The following is a 7,668-nucleotide window of genomic DNA, read 5'->3' as shown; positions in this document are numbered from 1 at the left end:
GTCGCCGGGTGAAAACTTTGGCTGGATAGCTCAGTCGGTAGAGCAGAGGACTGAAAATCCTCGTGTCCCTGGTTCGATTCCTGGTCTAGCCACCATCATAAAAAGCCTAGTTAATACTAGGCTTTTTATATTTGCATAATATTTATATTAAATTAAGCATTTTTAGGTAAGTTATCACTGGTTATTATTGGAGGCAACTTAGGAAATTCATAGTCTTCTTTAGGTAATTCTTGTAGTGCCTTAATAACACCCTCTAGATTACTTGAAAGGCTCAGATGATTTTCTCTTAGTATATGCTCTAAGTTTTGATTTTCAAAGTCTAACCATCGCATATATCGTTCTCTTTCTCTTACGTAAACATCGTAATTATCCAATTCTTTTATAGAGTCAATTACCTCATTACATAAAAAGAAGTTACATACATATGTCCTATATTTTGCTGGTATAGTACAACCATATCCTTCTTTAACAAAAGGACAACATCTAAAAAACATAGTCTTATCTTTAATCTTCGTTAACTCATTAGATAAATTAGCTTCATTGATAACCATTTTAAAATTGTTATTTGAATAGGAATCAATATCAAAATGGTTATTAGACATGTAGTTTTCATAGCCTTCCTTATCAAAGTATCCCTTAGCATGAATGTAGTATTCATGGAGTACGGTACCAGGATTATTTACTATACTATGTAATGTTTGTAGTCCATCTATGCTCTTGCACATATTGTGAAGATCTACTAAATAAAATTTAGGAAAATAAAAACAACATCCTCTGTTCTTAATTTTGCACAAGCTAACACCAAAAAGACTATTACACCTGTTGCAATAGGTACATCCGTACCTAGGGGTAGTTTTATCTAAATCTACATATATACCGCTTGTAATATTAATCACCCCTTAGTTGAAAGTAAAACTTTCACGTATTAAGTATAAAACTATGTACATAATAGATACAATGTTCCTATGAGGTTGTGTAGGACAATAGGGAATTACTACATCTAATTAGAAGGATGTACATAGGTTTAATATAAAAATGTAATTAAATAGAATTAAATAGAATTAAATAGAATTTAGTGGAATTACATAAAACTAAGGTCTATACATGTTTTACGTATTCTTTCTGATTCTTCTTTAAAACACTACAGCCTTTATGGTAATATAGTAGTATCGCAACAATTTAAGGCGAAATAATCTTATTTTAAGGAGAGTTATTATGGAGAATAAAGTTTTAGCTAGAGTTGGGGAAATAAGCATTACTCAAAATGATGTAGAAGAAACAATGAAGAGATTTCCACAAGAAAGGCAAGCTTACATAGATTCAGAGATTGGAAGAAAACAATTATTAGAGCAAATAATTTCTTTTGAACTTATGTATAAGCATGGAAAAGAATTAGGATTTGATAATGATAAGGAATTTGTAGAGCATGCAAAGAAGATGGAAAAAGAGTTATTAACTCAATTTACTATAGCTAGAGTTTTAGCTGAAATGCCTATTACAGATGAAGAAATAGCATCATTTTATGCTGAAAATAATAATATGTTTAAAGAAGAAGAATCAGTAAGTGCTAAACATATTTTAGTAGAATCTTTAGAAAAAGCTAAGGAAATAGAAAAAGAAATGGCAGAAGGATTAAGTTTTGAAGACGCTGCAAGAAAATACTCATCTTGTCCATCTAGCCAAAACGGTGGAGATCTTGGAAGCTTTACAAGAGGGAAAATGGTTCCTGAATTTGAAGAAGCAGCATTTAAGTTAAATGTTGGAGAAGTAAGTGAGCCTGTACAAACTCAATTTGGATACCACATTATAAAAACTGAAGAAAAGTCAGACCCTAAAGTTAAATCATTAGAAGAAGTTAAAGATGTTATAAAAGATAATCTTCTTCAAGAAAAACAAAACAAAAAATATATGGACATGACAGAAGAATTAAAAGTAAAATATAATGTAGAATATGAGAAATAATTAAAAGAAACGAAGATAAGTAACAAAAACAATTAAAAAAATAAAAAGTGTCTTTATATAAAGGCACTTTTTTTGGTTAAGTATTTAAATATAATCTGTAAGGTCTTTAATAGAAATTAAAATTTAGATAATATTATTCTTCTAAGCTTTCTAAATTTATACTTTCCCATATAATAATTATTTTTTTCAACTTTACCAAGAAAGTTGTCCATATCTTCAATAACTGCTCTCCTACTGATTTCAAACACATCAGTATCCTCACTAGTATATTGGTCTAAGATGCCTATAGCTCCCTTATAACCTAAGTTCTTGGCTATCTTTTTTGACTCATCATTACAAGAACCGTAAGGATAAGCTATGTAGTTAACAGGTTTACCTAATATTTTTTCTAGAACAATCTTTGAGTCTGATAACTCTTTTTCTTGATCCTCGTTAGATAAAGTAGAAAGGTCCCTATGGGTTACGGTATGTGATCCTATTTCCACTCCATTTTCACTTAACTCTTTAATCTGGGAAGAGGTTAAAAAATAATCATCTTTATCTGTTTTATCAGTTTGTACAAAAACAGTAGCTTTAAATCCATACTGCTTTAGTAGAGGATATACTATGGTGTAATTATCTTTGTACCCATCATCAAAGGTTAATACTACGCTTTTTCTAGGAATCTTTTTTCCAGTATTTAGATGGTCGTATAGCTCATCTAAAGTTAAAGTTTTAAAACCGTTAGCTTTTAAATACTTTAGTTGTTTTACAAAATATTTTTTACTTATAGTTATTTCAGAAACCTTAGTTTCTTGAACAGAATGATACATCAAAACAGGTATTTTATCTTCAAATTTTTGATAAAACGTAAAGGATATAATTGAAACAAATATAAGAGAAAAGGTTATTAATAGCAAAATTTTATGATGAGAAGACTTTGTGCTATTTTTAGTTTCCACATTAACACCTCCAATAAGTGAGGAAATCATAAATGAATATTATAATTCAAAATAAAACTAAGTAAATACCCTTTACTATTATAAACCTAAAATAACATGAGAAAAATTACAAATTAGTAACGTTTGTATAAAATATATTAAAAATGTGAAACGGATTAGTGGATTATGGCCGCATTAATAGGTATAATATCCAATAAAAGTTTTATTACTTGACAGTAAATTTAATTATTTATATACTCTATTTATTGCACAAAATTAACTATCGTGATAGGATTATAAATTGGAATATAAACTTTCATATAACTAGGAGGTGCTGGATTGACCAGTAAAAATAAAAATTCGTATATAGAGACACTTATACCCATAATTATATTATTTGTATCAACCACAGGATGGTATTCATTAGATTATGTAGGAATGAAAGCTTTTTGGATAGGGTTTTTCGTATTATCATTTACCTATGCATTTTTAATCCTAAAAGATTTTAGAGGGAATATAGATATAAAAAAGCTAGTAACTAATAAATATAATATACTTCTCATTTTATATTCTGTATGGGTTAGCATAAGTTACTTATATAATTATCAGGGAAGAGGCTCTTTATTATATACATTCAAAATTTGGTTTATGATTATATTTTATATAATTTTAACTGAAATTTACATTGATAATATAACAAAAGAAAATAAAAAGATTTTAATACATAATATATCAAAATTTATATTCATACTAGGTGTATTCCATTCATTGGTAGGACTATATCAATTCATAACTTTATCTAACAAGATTTTTGGAGTAGTTATAAGTGATTGGCCTTCTTATAATCCAGCGGCTATGTATGGAAACGTAAATGGATTTGGAACCTATCTTTTTATATCAATTATATGTGGCTTTAATTTATTCATAGAAGGATTAAATAAAAAGAGCAATAAATATACAGCTTTTTTATTAATATTTCAAATGTACATGATTTATTTAACAGTAGCTAGAACAAGTATTGTAGCTTTAATTGCATATTTTGTATTCATTTTTATTCTCCTTTTGGTTAAAAAGAAAGAATTATTAGTTAAAATATTTTCTAAAAATAATGTTATACTACTTATAGTATGTAACTTAATAATGTTTTCTATTATAAAGCTTCCAGAATATAGAGGATACATAAATAGGTTGCTTAATAAAGATTATGTTTCAGAAGAAAGAACAGCAGATGATATGCTAAAAGAAAAAAACAGCAAGGGATTCAATAATAGAAATATTATATGGAAGGCTGTAGGTGATAATTACACAGAATACATTTATTTTGGAGATGGATTAAAATATAATATTTTGGATAGAATAGATGTAGTTAATGTTATAAGTGAAAGAAGTGAAGGGGTAGATAGAATAAGTTACCATAACACTTTAGTTAGATATTTTGCATCTAATGGGATGCTTGGACTTGTACTATTTTTAGCAATGTATTTTGCTATACCGCTAAAACTTACTATTAATATGATAAAACGTAGAGAAATAGACATGGAATCTTCCATTATAATTATTTTATTAGCTGTAATATTTATGTATATGCAAATGGAAGAGGTATATATTGGGGAAATAGGATTTATGTCTATAATAACTAACTTTGTATTGGGCTATGGAAGCACCCTTTTAACAAAAAGACAGAGGTGAAGTTAATGAATGTATTATTTATAGGGGTAAGATGGGATAATGAAGAAGATATAACCTCAGCGCCTCAAAAAATAGGAAATATTCTTTATAATAGACTTTCTAAAGATAAAGAAAACTTTTATTTTTATGGATTACAGACAAATGAATCACCAGGTGAAAAGGTAGAATTTGAAAATGTAAATGAAAAAGAAGCAAGAGGAGATTTAAAGCACATCTCTTCTTATATAAATGATAAAGATATAAAGATCATCTATATTGCAAGGTATCATTCATCCATTGCACTATACGCTACCTACCTTAAGTTCAAGCACAAGGTTAAGATAGTTTATACAATGCATGGACTGGTTAAAAAAGAAAAAGTTATAAATGGATCCTTTAAGGAAAGGCATGTTTTTATTGAAAGAGTTTTCTTAAAAAGATGTGATAAAATAATAGCTGTTTCCAAAGACTTAAAATTAGAAGTGTTAAAGTATTATCCTTCGCTTTTAGAAGAAAATATTGAAGTTATAAATAATGGGGTAAGCATAATACCCATAAAAGAAAAGATAGATATAAGAAGTCTTTATAATATTGAAGCAGATAAAAACATATTATTTACTGTAGGAGTAAGGAAGATAAAAAACATAGATACAATTTTAGAAAGCTTTATAAATAATAAAGAGCTTTATGAAAACTCTTGTTTGTTAGTAACAGGAGAAAAGGATAGTGAGTATTCTATAAGCATAATGGAAAAATATAAAAATTATGCCCACATAGTGTTTACAGGATATGTAGATACTAATATGATCAATAATATTTATGAGGAAATGGATGTATTTATTCAAATAAGTGAGTTTGAAACTTTTGGTATGTCTATAGTAGAGTCACTACTTCATAAAAAACATGTTATAATATCATCAAGTCTTCCTATTGCAAAATATTTTAACCAGGATGAAGTTGGATTTTATAATAAGAATAAAGATGATTTGTCTTTATTAATATTAGATAGCTTAAGATATGATGATATAAATCAAAAGGGCTACGAAAAGGCCAGAGAGTTATTTCATTGGGATAAGATTAAAGAAGATTATTATAATTTGTTTATGAAATTGTAGTTTATAGGTTATATTATATATAATATTAAACTAATAAATATAAAGAGGGTATATATATGGAATTAGTATATAAGGAAAAACTTAAAGAAAATATTGAAGAAGGTATAAAAACCCAGCATAAGGTTGATTTCGATGAATTGTTTCCAGATAAAAGATTAGAAAATTTAGAGGAGACTGAGCTTAGACAATGTCAGCTAATCCTTCTTAGAATATTAAAAATAGTAGCCTATATTTGTGATGAAAATTCACTGACTTATTGGCTAGATTCAGGCACATTACTTGGAGCATTTAGACATAAGGGTTTTATACCCTGGGATGATGATATAGATATAGCTATGCCAAGGGAAGACTACGAGAAGTTCTTAAAAATTGCAAAAGAGGAACTTCCAGATGATCTATATGTACAAAACCTAGATACTACAGAATTTGCAGGAAATACATGGACTCAAATAAAGGATAGAAAAAGTAAGATAGTTTTATCAGAAGATGCTAAATATCATCAAGGCTTTTATATCGATATTTTCCCAATGGATTCTTATTCAGATAACTTTTTTAAGAGAGTTTTTTATGAGAAGATACACAGGCTTTTATATATAAAAGTACAAGCTATAAATGCCCCCTTAAAAAAGCCATTTTTTAAGGGAATGAATTTTCCTAAAAATATAATTAAGATTCTTTTAAAAATAGTGTTTTTTGTATTTGCTATATTTGATTATAATAAAATATATGAGATGAATTTAAAATCTAAAGATAAAAGAATAGAAAGTATGAAAACTAATCCTAAGACTAATTATGGTTATGGTACCGAGGTTTTAAATTGGGATCCAATGGTTAAAGCAGAAGATATTATGCCGGTTACTAAAAAGTTAAAGTTTGAAGATGGCGAGTTTAGCGTACCTAATAATACAGAAGCTGTGCTTATTGAATCTTATGGAAATACTTATATGCAAATACCAAAGGTAGACAAGCAGGTCTACCACAACCTTAGTTTAAAATCTGTATTAACAAAAGAAGAAGAGGAAGAACTTAATAGAGGATTTCATTATTAAAAGTTCTAAGAAATATAAAACTCTTAAAATAAATATTGGATAGAAGTTTAAATCTATATTTTTAAGATTATGAGGTGTAAAAATGGATAATAAGGCTGATAATACTAAGGACAGTAATTTGCAAAAGGCTCAAAGAAGGATGCTAGAAATATTAAAAGATGTAGATAAAATGTGTAGGGAAAATCATATAAGCTATTGGTTAGATTCGGGAACTCTTTTAGGGGCGGCAAGGCATAAAGGTTTCATACCCTGGGATGATGATATAGATATTGTAATGCCAAGAGCTGACTATGAAAGATTTAAGCTTATAGCTAAGGAAAAGCTACCTAAACACTTATTTTTACAAACTAATTATTCAGATTTAGAATATGACATGCTATGGACTAAGGTTAGGGATAATAATAGTGAAATTGTAGAATATAAGATAGGAAATTATCATAATGGCTTGTTTATTGATATATTCCCAATGGATGATTACACTGACACAGATAAGTATCTAAAGTATAAGAAAAAGTTTAATTCTACTTATAGAACATTAATTTTAGTAAAAGAGCCCTTCGAAAAGGTTAAAAGTAAAAAGATATTTATAAAAAATATTATAAAGTTTTTTGCAAAGGTTGTATTATTCCCATTTACATTCATGGAAAAGAAAAAAGTTTTTGACTATATATATAATAAAAGAGATAAGTATATAGAAAAATCTAAGGGCACAGACAATGATATTATAGGGTATTCAATGGAAGTTGCCTATTGGAATTTTTATACTGAAAAGAAAAATATATTTCCATTAACAGAAATTCAATTTGAAGATGGCATATTTTATGCACCAGGTAATTATGATGCCTATCTTACTAAACTTTTTGGAAATTACATGGAGTTACCTCCTGAAAATGAAAGAATACCGCATAACTTAGAGCTAATAATTAAAGAGTAAGATAAATTAAGGTGCTTATA

Annotated in this window: 7 protein-coding genes and 1 tRNA gene; 6 read left to right on the top strand and 2 right to left on the bottom strand. The window is 27.7% G+C overall.

Going from position 1 to position 7,668, the window contains the following annotated elements; genetic code table 11:
* The first annotated feature begins 19 nt into the window (after nt 1-19).
* A tRNA-Phe gene (locus tag BD821_RS10705) sits at nt 20-95 on the top strand.
* Nucleotides 96-152: 57 nt separating this feature from the next.
* Here the strand turns inward: BD821_RS10705 and BD821_RS10700 are convergent.
* Complete coding sequence (locus tag BD821_RS10700) at nt 153-794, bottom strand: hypothetical protein (protein WP_242971493.1); 642 nt, start codon at nt 792-794, stop codon at nt 153-155.
* 421 nt (nt 795-1,215) lie between these two features.
* On the opposite strand from BD821_RS10700, the gene BD821_RS10695 reads away from it, so the two are divergent.
* Complete coding sequence (locus tag BD821_RS10695; protein WP_104410465.1) at nt 1,216-1,962, top strand: peptidylprolyl isomerase; 747 nt, start codon at nt 1,216-1,218, stop codon at nt 1,960-1,962.
* Between the two features lie 116 nt (nt 1,963-2,078).
* Here the strand turns inward: BD821_RS10695 and BD821_RS10690 are convergent, their stop codons facing one another.
* Nucleotides 2,079-2,903: a polysaccharide deacetylase family protein gene (locus tag BD821_RS10690; protein ID WP_169994125.1), complete on the bottom strand. Its 825-nt coding sequence runs from the start codon at nt 2,901-2,903 to the stop codon at nt 2,079-2,081.
* Between the two features lie 318 nt (nt 2,904-3,221).
* Between BD821_RS10690 and BD821_RS10685 the strand changes: the two genes are divergently transcribed.
* From BD821_RS10685 to BD821_RS10670, 4 genes are all read left to right on the top strand, one after another.
* Complete coding sequence (locus BD821_RS10685; protein WP_104410463.1) at nt 3,222-4,571, top strand: O-antigen ligase family protein; 1,350 nt, start codon at nt 3,222-3,224, stop codon at nt 4,569-4,571.
* Nucleotides 4,572-4,576: 5 nt separating this feature from the next.
* Complete coding sequence (locus BD821_RS10680; protein WP_104410462.1) at nt 4,577-5,665, top strand: glycosyltransferase family 4 protein; 1,089 nt, start codon at nt 4,577-4,579, stop codon at nt 5,663-5,665.
* Nucleotides 5,666-5,721: 56 nt separating this feature from the next.
* Complete coding sequence (locus BD821_RS10675) at nt 5,722-6,714, top strand: LicD family protein (protein ID WP_104410461.1); 993 nt, start codon at nt 5,722-5,724, stop codon at nt 6,712-6,714.
* A gap of 82 nt (nt 6,715-6,796) precedes the next feature.
* Nucleotides 6,797-7,648, top strand: a complete 852-nt coding sequence (locus BD821_RS10670) for a LicD family protein (protein ID WP_104410460.1) — start codon at nt 6,797-6,799, stop codon at nt 7,646-7,648.
* Nucleotides 7,649-7,668 lie beyond the last annotated feature (20 nt).

Origin of the sequence: Clostridium algidicarnis DSM 15099 (genome assembly GCF_002934235.1) — a bacterium.
Taxonomy (GTDB): domain Bacteria; phylum Bacillota; class Clostridia; order Clostridiales; family Clostridiaceae; genus Clostridium_L; species Clostridium_L algidicarnis.
The sequence above is the reverse complement of the archived record's forward strand: the minus strand, read 5'-3'. Positions and strand labels throughout refer to the sequence as shown.